16 protein-coding genes and 1 pseudogene are annotated in these 15,616 nt (G+C 67.8%); 8 read left to right on the top strand and 9 right to left on the bottom strand.

Translation table 11 applies throughout. The features are described 5' to 3' along the window. Positions 1–302: 302 nt before the first annotated feature. Positions 303–2,297 (bottom strand): bifunctional DedA family/phosphatase PAP2 family protein, encoded by a 1,995-nt coding sequence (locus C1931_RS16340; RefSeq protein ID WP_108757081.1) that lies wholly within the window; start codon positions 2,295–2,297, stop codon positions 303–305. 85 nt (positions 2,298–2,382) lie between these two features. Here C1931_RS16340 and C1931_RS16335 point away from each other — a divergent pair, with 85 nt between their 5' ends. Together C1931_RS16335 and C1931_RS16330 are read left to right on the top strand one after the other, a co-directional pair. After that, positions 2,383–3,045, top strand: coding sequence for a serine/threonine-protein kinase (locus C1931_RS16335; RefSeq protein ID WP_108757080.1), 663 nt, complete (start codon positions 2,383–2,385; stop codon positions 3,043–3,045). Beyond that, the gene (locus C1931_RS16330) at positions 3,042–3,548 is read left to right on the top strand and encodes a DUF2867 domain-containing protein (RefSeq protein ID WP_108757079.1); all 507 of its coding nucleotides are present in this window, start codon (positions 3,042–3,044) and stop codon (positions 3,546–3,548) included. The genes C1931_RS16335 and C1931_RS16330 overlap by 4 nt, the downstream gene beginning before the upstream one ends. 203 nt (positions 3,549–3,751) lie before the next feature. Here the strand turns inward: C1931_RS16330 and C1931_RS16325 are convergent, their stop codons facing one another. After that, positions 3,752–4,432, bottom strand: a complete 681-nt coding sequence (locus C1931_RS16325; protein WP_108757793.1) for a hypothetical protein — start codon at positions 4,430–4,432, stop codon at positions 3,752–3,754. 107 nt (positions 4,433–4,539) lie between these two features. Between C1931_RS16325 and C1931_RS16320 the strand changes: the two genes are divergently transcribed. The 3 genes from C1931_RS16320 to C1931_RS16310 all read left to right on the top strand — a co-directional run bounded on the left by C1931_RS16320 (position 4,540) and on the right by C1931_RS16310 (position 7,576). Next, positions 4,540–5,358, top strand: a complete 819-nt coding sequence (locus C1931_RS16320; protein WP_108757792.1) for an NAD(P)-dependent oxidoreductase — start codon at positions 4,540–4,542, stop codon at positions 5,356–5,358. Positions 5,359–5,455: 97 nt separating this feature from the next. After that, a complete protein-coding gene (locus tag C1931_RS16315; RefSeq protein WP_108757078.1) occupies positions 5,456–6,463 on the top strand; it encodes a YiiG family protein in 1,008 nt (335 codons plus the stop codon). 162 nt (positions 6,464–6,625) lie between these two features. Continuing rightward, positions 6,626–7,576, top strand: coding sequence for a YiiG family protein (locus C1931_RS16310; RefSeq protein ID WP_108757077.1), 951 nt, complete (start codon positions 6,626–6,628; stop codon positions 7,574–7,576). Positions 7,577–7,618: 42 nt separating this feature from the next. Here C1931_RS16310 and C1931_RS16305 read toward each other — a convergent pair whose 3' ends face one another. Continuing rightward, positions 7,619–8,491, bottom strand: coding sequence for an ion transporter (locus tag C1931_RS16305; RefSeq protein ID WP_108757076.1), 873 nt, complete (start codon positions 8,489–8,491; stop codon positions 7,619–7,621). 63 nt (positions 8,492–8,554) lie between these two features. On the opposite strand from C1931_RS16305, the gene C1931_RS16300 reads away from it, so the two are divergent. Further along, positions 8,555–9,781 (top strand): acetylornithine transaminase, encoded by a 1,227-nt coding sequence (locus C1931_RS16300; protein ID WP_108757075.1) that lies wholly within the window; start codon positions 8,555–8,557, stop codon positions 9,779–9,781. Here C1931_RS16300 and C1931_RS16295 read toward each other — a convergent pair. Continuing rightward, a pseudogene (locus C1931_RS16295) lies at positions 9,777–10,382 on the bottom strand (HAD-IA family hydrolase); the annotation flags it as partial. The gene C1931_RS16300 and the pseudogene C1931_RS16295 sit on opposite strands and share 5 nt — an antisense overlap. A gap of 103 nt (positions 10,383–10,485) precedes the next feature. On the opposite strand from C1931_RS16295, the gene azu reads away from it, so the two are divergent. After that, complete coding sequence (azu, locus tag C1931_RS16290; RefSeq protein WP_108750995.1) at positions 10,486–10,935, top strand: azurin; 450 nt, start codon at positions 10,486–10,488, stop codon at positions 10,933–10,935. A 110-nt stretch (positions 10,936–11,045) separates the two neighbouring features. Here azu and hemL read toward each other — a convergent pair whose 3' ends face one another. Beyond that, positions 11,046–12,335: a glutamate-1-semialdehyde 2,1-aminomutase gene (gene hemL, locus C1931_RS16285; protein WP_108757073.1), complete on the bottom strand. Its 1,290-nt coding sequence runs from the start codon at positions 12,333–12,335 to the stop codon at positions 11,046–11,048. Positions 12,336–12,351: 16 nt separating this feature from the next. Then, positions 12,352–12,978 carry a thiamine phosphate synthase gene (gene thiE / locus C1931_RS16280; protein ID WP_108757072.1) on the bottom strand — a complete coding sequence of 209 codons (627 nt, stop codon included), beginning with the start codon at positions 12,976–12,978 and terminating at the stop codon, positions 12,352–12,354. A 34-nt stretch (positions 12,979–13,012) separates the two neighbouring features. On the opposite strand from thiE, the gene C1931_RS16275 reads away from it, so the two are divergent. Continuing rightward, positions 13,013–13,237: a rubredoxin gene (locus C1931_RS16275; RefSeq protein ID WP_108757071.1), complete on the top strand. Its 225-nt coding sequence runs from the start codon at positions 13,013–13,015 to the stop codon at positions 13,235–13,237. 35 nt (positions 13,238–13,272) lie between these two features. Here the strand turns inward: C1931_RS16275 and C1931_RS16270 are convergent, their stop codons facing one another. The 3 genes from C1931_RS16270 to rpiA form a co-directional block, all read right to left on the bottom strand. Beyond that, positions 13,273–14,118 (bottom strand): SirB1 family protein, encoded by an 846-nt coding sequence (locus tag C1931_RS16270; protein WP_108757070.1) that lies wholly within the window; start codon positions 14,116–14,118, stop codon positions 13,273–13,275. A 365-nt stretch (positions 14,119–14,483) separates the two neighbouring features. Beyond that, on the bottom strand, positions 14,484–14,930 hold the full coding sequence (locus C1931_RS16265; RefSeq protein WP_108750990.1) for a DUF192 domain-containing protein: 447 nt from the start codon (positions 14,928–14,930) through the stop codon (positions 14,484–14,486). A gap of 21 nt (positions 14,931–14,951) precedes the next feature. Next, on the bottom strand, positions 14,952–15,599 hold the full coding sequence (rpiA, locus tag C1931_RS16260) for a ribose-5-phosphate isomerase RpiA (RefSeq protein ID WP_108754044.1): 648 nt from the start codon (positions 15,597–15,599) through the stop codon (positions 14,952–14,954). Positions 15,600–15,616 lie beyond the last annotated feature (17 nt).

Here is a 15,616-nt window from a genome sequence, read left to right as displayed (position 1 = left end):
TGCATTTGGTAGGTGCGCACCTTGGTGCGCACGCTCGGCCTGCCATCCACGCATGGCGTGGATCTACCGGATGCCGTAAAGCCCTGCGTTTGGTAGGTGCGCACCTTGGTGCGCACGCTTGGCCTGCCATCCAGGCAAGGCGTGGATCTACCGGATGCCGTAAGCCCTGTGTTTGGCAGGTGCGCACCTTGGTGCGCACGCTTGGCCTGCCATCCACGCATGGCGTGGATCTACGCCGCCGGGCATGGCCCGGCGCTACCCCGCAGAACCGCGGTAGCGCTGGGCCATGCCCGGCGGATGCATCACGGCTGCGTCTGCAACCTCAACACCGGCAACCCGGTTTCGCTGTGCACGTCTTCGCGCTGCGGCAGGCCCTGCACGGCATCCTTCACCGCGTTGAACGCCGGATCGACGCCGCGCACCGGGTGCCACATGCCGATCCACTCGAAGTGCCGTTCATAGCGCAGCGTCTGCGCACTGCCCAGCCACAGCGGCACCGCGCCAGGCTGCAGCTGCATCGGCGCCGGCCACAGGCGCAGCACGTAGCGCTCTTCCGGGCGCGCGCCCTGGCGCACCATCAACAGCGCTTCCACCCGCGTATCCAGCGTGGCCGGCAGCACCGGCAGCTGCTCGGCGCCGGTGTTCTTGTCCAGCATCAGCAGTGCTTCTTCCCAGCCGGCCTGCGCCTGCACCCGCCAGCCGCGGGCTTCAAGCTGGGCCTGCAGCGGTGCCAGCGGGCCAGCCACCTGCACATCCAGCGGCCAGCGCTGGTCATCGTCGAATTCATTGCGGCGCGCCGGCAGTGTCGCCCAGCCCTGTTGCCACCAGGCCTGCCGATCCATCGCCAGCGGTGCCGGCAGCGCCGGTTCAAAGCGCTGCAGCTTCACCGGAATATTGCGCGGCGCGTACCACATGGCCGCCAGCGCGAACACGCCGTAGAACAGCCAGGCCACCGGCTTCACCCAGAACGAGCGGTTGAAGCGGCGGCGGTAGGCGATGCCCAGCACCAGCAGCCAGAACGTGCCGAACAACATGCCGCCGATCACATCGCTCAGCCAGTGAGCGCCCAGGTACAGGCGGGCAAAGCCGATCAGGCTGACCACGATGCCCGACACCAGGTAGGGCCACACGCGCGTGCGCCCGGGCATTTCGCGTGCGATCAGCACGGCGAAGAAGCCGAAGGTGATGGTGGCCATGGTGACCGACACCGACGGGAAGCCGAAGCCACTGCTGGCATCCAGCGGGCGCACCACGTCCACCGTGGCGCCCAGCAGCATGGTCAGGGCCAGGCCGAAGGCCAGCGCCGCGAGCCAGTGCGCGGCGGCCATCCAGCGCCGGCGCCACACCAGGTAGCCCATGCCGGCGGCCGTGGCCGGCAGCAGCACCTGCCAGGCACCCAGTGAAGCCAGTGCGGCCATCGGGTAGTCGGCCAACGGGTTGCGCAGGGCCAGCATGGCCTGGTGCACCCACAGATCGACGGCCAGCGGTTCGCCGTGCGCCACCACCACCGTCAACAGTGCGAACCAGCCCCAGCCCAGCACCAGCAGCATCAGTGCCAGCATGGCCAAGGGCACCGATTCGCGGCGCTTGGGGTCCAGCACGCCCACGGTGTAGCGGCCCAGGGTGGGATGGCGGTTGGACCAGTCCAGCAACCGGGCCAGCCAATGGTCCATGCGCGCGGCCGACCAGCGGTAGCCATACAGCACCAGCGCCCAGACCACGCCCATCAGCACCACCAGCAAGCCGATGACCACCACCAGCCGGCCGGCGACGGCGGCCACCGCGTCATAGGCTTCACCCAGCACCCAGCCGGGCGCCAGGAACAGCAGTGCCCAGGAAATGCTGGCGATGCCGCTGGCCTGCACGTAGCGGCTGGCCGGCATGTTCATCATGCCGGCGATGGCCGGCACGAATGGCCGGATCGCGCCGACGTAGCGGGCCACCAGGATGCTTTTGAACGCATTGCGGCGGAACAGGTTCTCGCCGCGATCCAGCAACTGTGGGTAACGGCTGAACGGCCACACGCCGCGCAGGCGGTCGCCCCAGCGGCGGCCGATCCAATAGCTGATGCCGTCACCGGCGAAGGCACCCAGTGCCGCCGCCGCCACCGCATACGGTCCTGAGATCTGCCCCAGGCCGATGAACACACCCACCGCGAACAGCAACGGCAGCGCCGGCACGATCGCGCCCAGGATGATCACCGCATCGCAGAAGGCGATCAGAAAAATGACCGCGCCCGCCAGTACGGGGTGAGCGGCAATCCACGCAAGCGTGGCGTCGATCCATGAAGAGTCCATTGCACGATTATAGAGGCGTGAAGGTGACTGGTTCCCAGCCGCTTCGTGACCGTTTGCAACCACCGCCATCGCCTAGAATGGCAGCATGCCGTACACGCCCGACGCTCCATCACACGCTTTGAAGGCCGACAGCTTCGGCCGCATCCTGCTGGTTGAAGGGCCGCAGGGCCGTTTCGTACGCCGCGATCTGCGCGCCACGCCGCTGTGGCTGCGGCTTCCCGCCTGGTGGTTGGCCCGTCGCGAAGCGCGCGCGCTGCAGTACATTCACGGCATGGCCGACGTGCCGCAGCTGCTGGCCTGGAACGGCCACCACCTGGACCGCAGCTTCATGGCCGGCGATGCCATGTACCAGCGCCCGCCACGGGGCGACGTGGCCTGGTTCCATGCCGCGCGGCGCCTGCTGCAGCAGCTGCACCGCCGTGGGGTGGCGCACAATGACCTGGCCAAGGAAGCGAACTGGCTGGTGACCGAGGACGGGCGACCGGCGCTGATCGACTTCCAGCTGGCGGTGATCGGCCACCCGCGCTCGCGCTGGATGCGCCTGCTGGCCCGCGAGGACCTGCGTCACCTGCTCAAGCACAAGCGCATGTACTGCCGCCAGTCGCTGACCCCAGTGGAAAAGCGCGTACTGAAGCGCACCTCGTGGGTCCGCGAGCTGTGGTTCGCCACGGGCAAACCGGTCTATCGCTTTGTGACCCGGCGCATCCTGCATTGGGAAGACAACGAGGGGCAGGGGCCCAAGCCGTGAGCGCGGCGCGTGTACGGACCACCGTGCCCGGTGCAGGCAGCGTGCTCGGTGGGCAGTTGGCCGGCGCCGATTTCGTACATGCCTGCCAGGCGCACACCCGGCGCGACGGGCGCACGGCCCTGCAGGCCTACCGCGACATGGCCGCGACCATTCCCGCCTGGTTCGATGGGCTGATGGCCCTGCGCAACCGCGGCATGGCCCTGCTGGGCATGAAGGACCTGGGCTCGCTGCGTGCGGTGCAGGCCGCCGCAGCCCCGCGGCCGGGCCAGCGCCTGGGCATCTTCACCCTGCAGTCGCTGGATGACGATGCCATCGTGCTGGAAGACGACGACCGCCACCTGCGCGTGCAGCTGGCCCTGCAATGGCAGGGCGATCTGCTGGAAGTGGCCACCGTGGTGCATACCCACAACGCGTTCGGGCGTGTGTACATGCTGCCGGTCGCACCGGTGCACCGCCTGATCGTGCCGTACCTGCTGCGCCGGCAGGTGCAGGCGTACCGCTGACGACGCACTCCGGTAGCGCCGGGCCACGCCCGGCGTCACTGTAGATCCACGCCATGCCCGGCGGTTCGGTAGATCCACGCCATGCGTGGATGCAGCAGTAGATCCACGCCATGCGTGGATGGTTCGGTAGAACCACGCCATGCGTGGATGCTGTGCAGCAGTCGAGCAAGCTCGACTCTACCGCCTGCCACGGCCCGGCGCCGTTATGGGGCGGCAGGTACCAGCTGCTGGCCGATGAAGTTGCGCTGCCCGTCGAAGTCGTAGCCGATCTGCAGATGGCCCACGTCGGGGCAGGCATGGCAGTCGCGCAGTGGCGTGCGGTACAGCAGACGGATGCCGCCGCCGTCCAGCGGCGCGGTGCCGGTGGCCTGTGCCGGCGGGAACGGGGTGGCCTGCGGGTTGGCCTGCAGCACCGCCTGCACGCCTGGGTCGGCACGCAGCGCATCATCCAGCTGCACGGCATCCACATCGATCCGCTTGCCGGACGCATCGACCAGGCGCGTGCCTTCGTTGGTATTGGCGCGGAACGGGTAAGCCACCGTGGCCACGCCCAGGCCATCGTGCTCATGCCAGGCGGTCACGTAGGCCAGCTCGCCGGCGCTGGACAGCTGGCCGGCTGCGGCAACGGCATCGGCACTGGCCCCGCCATCGCGCATGGCCTTGGCCAGGCAGTCGCGGGTGGCCGCGGTGTCGCCCTGGCGGCAGGCATTCAGGTCACCATCCCACACCACCGCTTCGCTCCAGCGCAACGACCCATCGGCGGCCTTGGCGGCAGCAGGCGCGTCGTCGCCGGCCGATGCAGCGCCGGATTCCGGCGGGCGACCCTGGCAGGCGGCAAGCAGGGCCAGGCCCAGGGCAGGCAGCAGCAGACGGGAACGGCGCATGGCGTACACCTCGTGCGTTGACCGGGGGACCAGTATCGTCAACGTGCGGTGAACTCCGCGTCGGCGCGGCATACTAGCGGCTCATTGCATACGCTGGAGTGTGGAACGTGGGCAGTCTGCAGGGCAAAACCCTTTTCATCACCGGCGCCTCGCGTGGCATCGGCCTGGCCATCGCACTGCGCGCGGCGCGTGACGGCGCCAACGTGGCCATCGCCGCGAAGTCGTCGGTACCCAACCCGAAGCTGCCGGGCACCATCCACAGCGCCGCCGAAGCGGTCACCGCCGTCGGTGGCCAGGGCCTGGCGCTGAAGTGCGACATCCGCGAAGAAGACCAGGTGCAGGCCGCCGTGGCCGCGGCCGTGGATACCTTTGGCGGCATCGACATCCTGGTCAACAACGCCAGTGCCATCTGGCTGCGCGGCACCTTGGACACGCCGATGAAGCGCTTCGACCTGATGCAGCAGGTCAATGCACGCGGCAGCTTCCTGTGCGCGCAGGCCTGCCTGCCGTACCTGCTGCAGGCGCCCAATCCGCACATCCTGACCCTGGCGCCGCCGCCCAGCCTGGACCAGAAATGGTGGGCGCCGCACACCGGCTACACCCTGGCCAAGATGGGCATGAGCTTCGTCACCCTGGGCCTGGCCGCCGAGTTCGGCCCGCAGGGCGTGGCGGTGAATGCGCTGTGGCCGCGCACCGTCATCGCCACCGATGCGATCAACATGATTCCCGGCGTGGATGCGGCCGGCTGCCGCACGCCGCAGATCATGGCCGACGCCGCGCACGCGGTGCTGGTGCGGGAAGCGGCTGGTTTCCACGGTCGCTTCCTGCTCGATGACGAGGTGCTGGCCGAAGCGGGCGTGACCGATCTGTCCGGCTATGCGGTCGATCCATCGCGCGCCCTGCTGCCGGACCTGTTCCTGGACTGACCCGCGGCAGCCGATCTGCGGCAGGCGTCAAGGATCGCGCCTGCCACGGATCGCTAGAATGTCGGGCTGGAACCGATTTCAACAAGGATGTGATTGCATGAAGACGCCACTGCGTTCTGCGGCGCTGGTCGCTGCCTTGTCGCTGGCACTGGTCGCCTGCGGCAAGCTGCCCGGTGCGGCGGGCCCTGCCGAACACAACGGCCATGCCGATGCCGCAGACGCGTCGGCCGATGTATCGGACGCTGACGCGGCCGAGCTGGCAATGACCACCAAGCTCAACGCCTATATCGACTGCTACAACGATGTGGACAGTGGCCTGCACCAGGGCATCGACTACTACACCAGCTGGATGGCGGACCCGAAGGCCGGCCCGAGCGGTCGCGAGGATCGCCCGATCGGCCCGCCGGACCTGACCGCCGCCGATCTGAAGAACTGCGACACGAAGATCGCCAGCGCACGGGCTGCGCAGCCGCCGCTGCCGGTGCTGGATGCCGCCGCCCAGCAGTACCTGGACAGCCTGCATGCGCTGCAGCCGCTGGCCCATGCAGGCCACGACTATTATTCGCGCGAGGACTACCAGGACGATGACTTCGCCCGTGGCAAGGACATGCATGCGCCGCTGATGACCGCGCTGATGACCTTCGCCGAACACAGCCAGGCGTTCAGCAACGCGCTGGAAGCGCAGAACATGGCCGAGCAGAACGCAGCGCTGGAGGCAATGAAGCAGCGCGGTGAACTGACCCGCGAGTACTACCGCATGGCGATGATGCGCGACGCCAAGGCGCTGATCGACGTGATGGCCGAAGACCGCTTCGACGTCGCCCAGGCACAGACGTTGCTGGATGCGTTCAACCGCATTTCCGACGAAGCACATGCCGCCGTTGGCGGACAGGAGCCGGGGCGCATGCAGTGGAACAGCTTCGAGCATGAGGCGGAAGTGTTCCGCCGCGATGCGAAGTGGCGCCTGGAGCGCGTGTCCGGCAAACGTCCCTTCACCGACATCGAAAAGAAGTGGCTGGCACAGGGCTCGGACATTCCCAGCGGCTCGCCGGGGAAACTGCTGCAGACCTACAACACGCTGGTGGACGAGAGCAACCGGCAGTAATCGGTTTCCAGTTGACGTATATGGCACAGCCAAATGCGTCAGCCCCATGCGTGATCCCCGCAGCGCCCGCGTTTGCGAGCAATCGGGTGCAATCCAGGTGCAGCGCAGCCCGCGACCGGGCACGCTGGCGCCTCGTTTTTCTGTGTTGCCTGAGGAGTTTCCATGCGTGTTTCCCGTGTTTCCGTCCCCGTGCTGCTGGCTGGCGCGATGATCGGTCTCGCCGCCTGCGGTCCCGGCGGCGGCGCTCTGGTTGCCGACCGGAGCGTGGACAAGATCAATGCCTACATTGCCTGCTACAACGGCGTCGAAGCACCCGTGCGCGAGGGCTTCCAGACCTATACCGGCTGGATGGCCGATGCCGCCGCCGGCCCCACCGGCAAGGAAGCGCAGCCACGTTCGCCGGGCAAGGTGGCTTCGCACCGGGTGGAATACTGCGCGCAGCCGCTGACCGACGCGCTGGCGTTGGCCCCGGCCCTGCCGATGGACGCGGCGGTACGCGATTACCAGCAATCGTTCCAGACGCTGAACGTGCTGGTCGAACAGGCCGATGGCTACTTCACCCGCGAGGAGTACCGGCGTGACGGTGGCGAGGGCCTGCGTACCCAGCACGGGCCGCTGATGCAGGCCTATGCGGGGTTCTTCGAGGCCAGCGACGCGCTGGATGCTGCGCTGGAAAAGAGCGAGCAGGAACGCCGCGCCGTGCAGCTGCAGCAGATCGAGGACAGCGAAGGCCGCTCGTTGTCCTACTACCATCTGCGCATCGTCGGCGATGGCAAGCAGCTGGCGCTGGCCTTCCAGGCCGACGCTCCCGACCTGCCGGCGCTGCGCACACGCCTGGCCGAGTACCAGGGCCTGATCAAGGAAATCGAGGAGGCCGGTGTCGGCAAGGACAACCCGATGTGGGGCCATGTACGGCGTTCGGCGGACAAGCTGGTGCGCAGCGCCGGGCGTGGGGTGGAGCGCCTGAGCGAGGGCAAGCCGATCACCGCCGAAGCGCTGGCCGCCGAGCGCAAGGCCTCCGGCAGCTGGCTCACCTCCGATCCGGAAGGTGCGCAGTCGACCATCATGGACGCTTACAACGACCTGGTCACCACCAGCAACCGCATGCACTGACCAGACCGACGGGCAGCGCCGGGCCATGCCCGGCGGCTGCGATCAGCTGTTGAAGGTATCGGGAATGGCGTGGCCGCAACGGCGGCAATGCCGCGCATCGGGTTCATGGCCTTCCAGCCCGCAGTGCGGGCAGCCGCGGGCGTCGCGGCGCGCGGCCAGTTCGGCTTCGCGCATGCTGCTGGCCAGTTCGGCGGTGTAGATGCCGGTGGGCACGGCGATGATGCTGTAGCCGATCAAGATCAGCACCGAGGTGACGAAACGGCCCAGCACGGTCTGCGGCACGATATCGCCGAAACCGACCGTGGCCATGGTCACCACCGCCCAGTACATGCTGGCCGGGATGTTGCTGAAGCCGTGCTCGGGGCCTTCGATCACGTACATCAGGGTGCCGGCGATGATCGTGATGGTGATGACCGTGAACAGGAACAGCAGGATCTTGCGCCGGCTGCGCCACAGCGACTGCAGCAGGATGCCGCTTTCTTCGATGTAGCGGGTCAGCTTCAGGATGCGGAACACGCGCAGGATGCGCAGCGCGCGCACCACCAGCAGGCTCTGCGCGCCGGGCACGAACAGCGACAGATAGGCGGGCAGGATCGACAGCAGGTCGATGATTCCCCAGATGCTGACCGCATAGCGCAGCGGCCGTTTCACCACCGCCAGGCGCAGCAGGTACTCGATCGTGAACAGGGCGGTGAACACCCATTCGATCACGTACAGCCCGTCGGCCCAGGCCACGTGCAGGTGCTGCACGCTGTCGATCATCACCACCAGGATGCTGGCGATGATCGCCACCACCAGGATCAGGTCGAAATTGCGGGACGGCCGGGTGTCGTGCCGGTAGATGATGTCGAACCAGGTGCGGCGCCAGCCGGACGCGGTGGCGGGGTTCAGTTGGGGGGCGGAAAACGGGCGCATCGGTGCATTGTGCCGCAGGGGCTGGGGGGCGAGAATGGGGGTTCCTGAATCCTGCCCACTGCCATGACCGCCGCTACCGATCCGCTGATCTCCCTTTCGCACTACTACCTGCCGGTCTACAAGCCCCGCCAGGTGGTGTTGGAGCGAGGCCAGGGCGCCCGCGTGTGGGACAGCCAGGGCCGTGAATTCATCGACCTGGCCGCCGGCATTGCCGTGTGCGGCCTGGGCCATAACGACCCGGACCTGACCGCCGCGCTGGTGGAACAGGCCGGCAAGCTCTGGCACACCAGCAACGTGTTCTACAGTGCACCGCCGCTGCACCTGGCCGAAGAACTGGTGAAGGCCAGCCGCTTCGCCGAGCGCGTGTTCCTGTGCAATTCCGGCGCCGAAGCCAATGAAGTGGCGATCAAGATGGTGCGCAAGTGGGCGTCCAGCCAGGGCCGCCCGGCCGACAAGCGCGTCATCATCACCTTCCGCGGCAGCTTCCACGGCCGCACCCTGGGCGCGGTGACCGCCACCGCCCAGCCGAAGTACCAGGAAGGCTACGAGCCGCTGCCCGGTGGCTTCCGCTACATCGATTTCAACGATGAAGTGCAGCTGGAAACCGCGATGGCCGCCGGCGACGTGGCCGCGGTGATGCTGGAGCCGATCCAGGGCGAGGGCGGGGTGATGCCGGCCAAGTCTGGTTTCCTCAAGCGCGTGCGCGAGCTGTGCGACCAGCACAACGCGCTGCTGGTGCTGGACGAGATCCAGGCCGGCATGGGCCGCACCGGTACCCTGTTCGCGCATTGGCAGGACGATGTGGTGCCGGACATGGTCACCCTGGCCAAGGCCCTGGGCGGCGGCTTCCCGATCGGCGCCATGCTGGCCGGCCCGAAGGTGGCCGAAACCATGCAGTTCGGCGCCCACGGCACCACCTTCGGTGGCAACCCGCTGGCCGCTGCGGTGGCGCGGGTGGCGCTGCGCAAGCTGGGGTCGGCCGAGATCGCCGCCAACGTCAGCCGCCAGTCGAAGGCGCTGCGCGATGGGTTCGCCCGCATCAACGAAGAGTTCAACATCTTCAGCGATGTGCGCGGCCGTGGCCTGATGCTGGGCGCGGTGCTGAACAAGGATTTCGCCGGCCAGGCCGGTGCCATCCTGGACCACGCCGCCGACCAGGGCCTGCTGACCCTGCAGGCCGGTCCGGACGTGCTGCGCTTCGTGCCGTCGCTGAACATCACCGATGAAGAAGTGGCCGAAGGCCTGAAGCGACTGCGTGCGGCCATCGCCGCGTTCGTTGCCACGCGCTGATCGGGTAGCGCTTCAACACCTTCCCCAGCCCGCGACCGTCGCGCACGGTTTCGGCATGCAGCCCGGCCGCGCGCGCGCCGCGCACGTTGACGAACAGGTCATCCACGAACAGCGTGTGGCCTGGATCGGCATCCAGCCGCTGCAATGCGCGCTTGAACACCGCCGGGTCCGGCTTGCGGCCGCCCAGCATGCCGCTGCACAGCACCCGCGGCTGCAGGCGCGGGTGCAGGTCCGGCAGCAGTTGCGGCAGCACCTGCGCCATCAGGGGTCCGTTATTGGTCAGCACCGCCAGCGGCAGGGCGTCATCCAGGGCCAGCAAGCGCTGCACCACCGCCACCTGCGGCCGGCACGCGGCCCGGCGTGCGGCGATCCAGGTCGGCACATCCACGCTGACATCCAATGCGTGGCCCAGCTGTGCCAGATAGTCCTCGGTGCTGACCTGCCCGGCGTCGTAGGCGGTTTCCAGCCCACTGTCGAACAACGCGGCCTGCACCTGCGCGGTGCTGCGCTGCAGGGTCTGCGCCAGGTACAGCACGCGGCGCGCGCGCTGGTACTGCAGCAGCACGCCATCCACATCCAGCAGCAACAGTCGAATCTCCATGCCTGCAGCATGCCTCAGCGTGTGCACGGCATGCGACACCCTGTCGCAGCTCGTGCGCGCGGTCACTGCCTAGAATGAAGGTGAACCTGCAGGAGACGTGTTGATGAAAGCTTGGGGCGTGGCAATCGGACTGGGTGCGCTGCTGTTCGCACCGGCGGCAATGGCGCGGGTGTGTGCGGTGAGCATCGACAGCACCGACCAGATGACCTTCAGCAGCCGGCAGATCAAGGTGGCAGCCGACTGCAGCGAAGTGGACCTGACCCTGCGCCACACCGGCAAGCTGGCGGCCACCGCCATGGGCCACAACTGGGTGCTGACCCGCACGGCCGACTACCAGCCGGTGGCCCTGGCCGGCATGCGCATGAGCCTGGCCGACAGCTACCTGCCCAAGGCCGACAAGCGGGTGCTGGCGCATACCAAGGTGATCGGTGGCGGCGAGACGACGCGCGTGCGGTTTTCCACCAAGGGCCTGCAGAAGGGCGGTGATTACACCTTCTTCTGCTCGTTCCCGGGGCACTTCGCGATGATGAAGGGCAGCTTCGTCTTCGGTTGATATTCTTCGTGCCAACCAAGGTTGGCACCTACCAGGCCCAGGTAGAACCACGCCATGCGTGGATGGGTGCCCAAGGGTGCCAACCAAGGTCGGCACCCACCCGAGACCGCTTACCCCTTCGCGGCCTTGAACGCCACGCGTGCGGCGGCCAGCGTGGCCTCGATCACCGCATCGTCGTGCGCGCTGGACATGAACCCGGCTTCGTACGCCGACGGCGCCAGGAACACGCCCTGTTCCAGCATGGCGTGGAAGAAGCGGTTGAACGCCGGAATATCGCAGGCCGTGGCCTGGGCATAGGTCTCCACCTTTTCGCTGGTGAAGAACAGACCGAACATCGCGCCCACCTGGGTGGTGGTCACCGCCACGCCGGCTTCGGCGGCCGCCGCTTCCAGGCCGGCACACAGGCGCGCGGTGCGCTCGGCCAGGTCGGCATGGAAGCCCGGCTGCGATACCAGGTCGAGCATGGCGAGGCCGGCGGCCATCGCCACCGGATTGCCGCTGAGCGTGCCGGCCTGGTAGATCGGGCCGGCCGGTGCAATCTGCTGCATCAGGTCGCGGCGGCCACCATAGGCACCCACCGGCATGCCGCCGCCGATGATCTTGCCGAAGGTGGTCAGGTCCGGGGTGATGCCGTAGTGCGCCTGCGCGCCGCCCAGGGCCACGCGGAAACCGGTCATCACTTCATCGAAGATCAGCAGCGCACCGTGCTGCGTGCACAGCGCACGCAGGTGCTGCAGGTAACCCTCGCGCGGCGGAATGCAGTTGGCGTTGCCCACCACCGGTTCGATGATGAGCCCGGCAATCTCGCTGCCCTGCGCCTCGAACAGCGCGGTGGCCGCTTCGAAATCGTTGTAGGGCAGGGTCAGGGTCAGTTCGCTCAGGCCCGCCGGTACGCCCGGCGAGGTCGGCACGCCCAGGGTCAGCATGCCGCTGCCGGCCTTGACCAGGAACGAATCGCCGTGGCCGTGGTAGCAGCCTTCGAACTTCACGATACGGTTGCGGCCGGTGGCGCCGCGCGCCAGGCGGATGGCCGACAGCGTGGCTTCGGTGCCCGAATTGACCATGCGCACCATTTCGCACGACGGCACCAGCCGGGTGATGGTCTCGGCCATGGTCACTTCTGCCGCGCACGGCGCACCGAAGGACAGGCCGTTGTCGATCGCCCGCTTCACCGCCTGGCGCACGGCCGGGTGGTTGTGGCCGACGATCATCGGGCCCCACGAGCCCACGTAGTCGATGTAGCGGTTGCCGTCCACGTCGTACAGGTAGGCGCCGTCGGCGCGTTCGACGAAGAACGGTTCGCCGCCCACCGACTTGAACGCGCGCACCGGCGAATTGACGCCGCCCGGCAGCAGCTGCTGGGCGCGGGAGAACAGGGCGTGGGACTGGTCGTGGTTCATGGGGCTTTCCTGGGCATTACGCGAACTGGGCGAGGAAGGCGCGCTGGATCGCGACCGGGTCCGGTGCGGCATAGATGCCGCTGACCACGGCCACCAGGTCGGCGCCGGCGTCGATGATGGGACCCACATTGTCCGGGGTCAGGCCACCAATGGCCACCCGCGGCACGCCCAGTGCGGCGGTTTGCCGCAGCAGGTCGGTGTGGGCGCGGCTGCTGGTGATCTTCGTGGTGGTGGGGAAGAAGGCGCCGAAGGCCACGTAGCTGGCGCCCGCGGCCACGGCCTTTTCGGCGTTGGCCACCTGGTCGTAGCAGGACGCACCGATGATGGCGGCCGGGCCGAGCAGGGCACGCGCGCTGGGAATGTCACCGTCGGTGCCGCCCAGGTGCACGCCGGCCGCGCCCACGGCCTGCGCCAGCGCCGGGTCGTCGTTGATGATCAGCGGCACGCCGTGTCCGGCGCACAGCGCCTGCAGGGCGGTGGCCTGTTCCAGCCGCAGCGCATCGCTGGCGGTCTTGTTGCGGTACTGCAGCCAGGTGGCGCCGGCGGCCAGCAGCGGCGCGGTGCGTGCCAGCAGGCGCGCGGTATCGGCCTCGTCCGGGGTGATCAGGTAGACGCCGCGGGGCGCCGGGGAAGCTGCGTTCATGGATGGCTACCGGTAGAAGGGCCGCGGTGGGACAATGACGGCCAGTGAATCCAGCCTTGATTATCCGATGAGCGATGCCACCCCCACCACCTTGCGCACCTGGATGTGCGTGGTCTGCGGCTTCATCTACCGTGAGGCGGACGGGCTGCCGGAAGAGGGCATCGCCCCGGGCACGCGCTGGGAGGACATTCCCGAGACCTGGACCTGCCCCGATTGCGGGGTGACCAAGGACGATTTCGAGATGGTCGAGATCGATTGATTGGGGCGCCGCCGGGCATGGCCCGGCGCTACCGGTCAATGCAACCGCGGCATCGGCCCGCCCAGGTCGATCAGCTTCTCGCGCAGCCACTGCGCATCGCTGGCGTCCGGGTTGCGCTTCAGGTACTGCCCCAGGTCATGCCGGGCGCCGGCCAGGTATTCCAGCTGCAGATAGGCCAGGCCACGGTCGCGCAGGGCATCGTCCTGTTCCGGGGCCAGTTTCAGCAGTCGGTCGGCGCTGCGCGCGGCACGGTCCCATTCGCCGGCTTCGGCATAGACGCCATGCAGGTTGCGCAGCATGCGGATCAGGATCGCCCGGCTCGGCGCCGGATCCAGGATCTGCGCCAGCACCTGGTCATCCGGCGCCTGCCCGCCCAGGTGTGACTTGGCGCGTTCGCGCAGCTCGTCCACGTCCAGCGGGCGACCGCCATTGAACGGGTCCATCACCAGCACCCCGTCGTCCACGGGCAGGCGCACCAGGAAATGGCCGGGGAAGGACACCCCGTCCAGCGGAATGCCCAGCCGCCGGGCCACTTCCATCTGCACCAGGGCCAGCGAAATGGGATTGCCCAGGCGCCGTTCGAACACCTGGTTGAGGTAGCTGTTGCGCGGGTCGTAGTACTGCTGGTGGTCACCGCTGTAACCCAGCTCGTCGAACAGGTGGCGGTTCACCGCGGCCATCTTCATCGGCCAGCGCTCGATCGTGTCCACTTCGGCGCGCAGGTGATCGACATGGCTCTGCACCAGCGCCTCGTACACGCCGGGTTGAAGATCGGGGTATTCATCGCGCGCGATCAGCAGCGCGGTCGGCAACAGTGGCAGCGCCTCGTCATCGAGGTCGGCCAGTGCATCCCAGTCGGGGAGTGTGATCCGGTCCTGCATGGCGACAGACTGGCGGCAATCGCAGGCGGTTTCAAGCGGTGCGGCGTGAATTCCGCATGTCGTTGTTCCCCATCCACGCATGGCGTGGATCTACCGTCAGATATCGAAATCAATCTGGGGTCGGAGCCCGTTGCGCAGCAACGGGGTCCGACCCCGTGCCGTTCCAACAGATCGCGGGAACCTGTAGAAGGCGGGGTGGGTCCGGTGGCGGGGGTGTCCGCGGCATGGATGCCGCGGCCAAGGCTACAGGGACGTACTTGCGCCGTCCCCCGCCACCGGACCCACCGCGCATCCCTCGAAATGCACGAATTTGACGTTGCCGTTGATGTTGATTCGGCGGGTGCCGGGCGCAGCCCGGCGGTCCGTCAGTTCTCGATGCCCGGGCCGAAGGTCAGTGCGGTGCCGTCCTTCAGCTTCAGCTTTTCCGCCTGGCCCGCATTGAGCTCCAGCACGTAGCGGGCCGGGCCGCTGCTGGGGTAGGGCGGGCAGCGGTCGCCGGCCGAGCAGGGCGGCACATCGCGCTGCTGGCTGACCAGCCGGCGCTGGCTGTCGAAGTACAGGATGTCCAGCGCGATCCGGGTGTTCTTCATCCAGTACGCCTGCATCTCCTCCTGCTCGTGCACGAACAGCATGCCGTGGTCGGCCGGCATCTGGTCGCGGAACATCAGGCCGCGGGCGCGGGTGTCATCGTTGGTGGCCAGCTCGACTTTGTAACGGGCGCCGTCCAGCTCCACCCAGTGGCGGGCGGCATCGGTGGCACAGCCGGTCAGGGCCAGCAGCGGAAGCATCAGCAGCGAACGCAACAGCGACATCATCAGAGTCCTTCGCAGGGGTCAGAGCACGACCGGCGGTTCACCGCCGACAATCACCACATCGGCGCGGCGGCGCGCGAACAGGCCCACGCAGACCACGCCCGGCAGCTGGTTCAGCTCGCGCTCCAGCTTTTCCGGATCGGTGATCTGCAGGTTGTGGATGTCCAGGATCTGGTTGCCGTTGTCGGTCACCACGCCCTCGCGCCAGGTCGGCTGGCCGCCGGTCATGTCGCGGATCTGTCGGGCCACCAGGCTGCGCGCCATCGGAATCACTTCCACCGGCAGCGGGAAATTGCCCAGCACCGGCACCTGCTTGCTGGGATCGACGATGCAGACGAAACGCTCGCTGGCCTCGGCGATGATCTTTTCGCGGGTCAGCGCCGCGCCACCGCCCTTGATCAGGCACTTGCCCGGATCGCACTCATCGGCGCCGTCCACGTACAGCGACAGGTTGCCGGTGTGGTTCAGCTCGATCACCTCGATGCCGTGCTGCTTCAGGCGCGCGGTGCTCTGTTCCGAACTGGACACCGCGCCCTTGATGCGGTGCTGGATGCGGGCCAGCGCATCGATGAAGTAGGCCACGGTGGAACCGGTGCCGACCCCGACGATCATGCCGTCTTCGACGTATTCGATGGCTTTTTCAGCGGCCAGGCGCTTGGCTTCGGACATGGGAAAACTCTCAGGCA

It is taken from the genome of Stenotrophomonas sp. YAU14A_MKIMI4_1, from assembly GCF_003086855.1.
Taxonomy (GTDB): Bacteria; Pseudomonadota; Gammaproteobacteria; order Xanthomonadales; family Xanthomonadaceae; genus Stenotrophomonas.
Note: the sequence above shows the minus strand (reverse complement) of the source record. Positions and strands in the feature narration are given on the sequence as shown.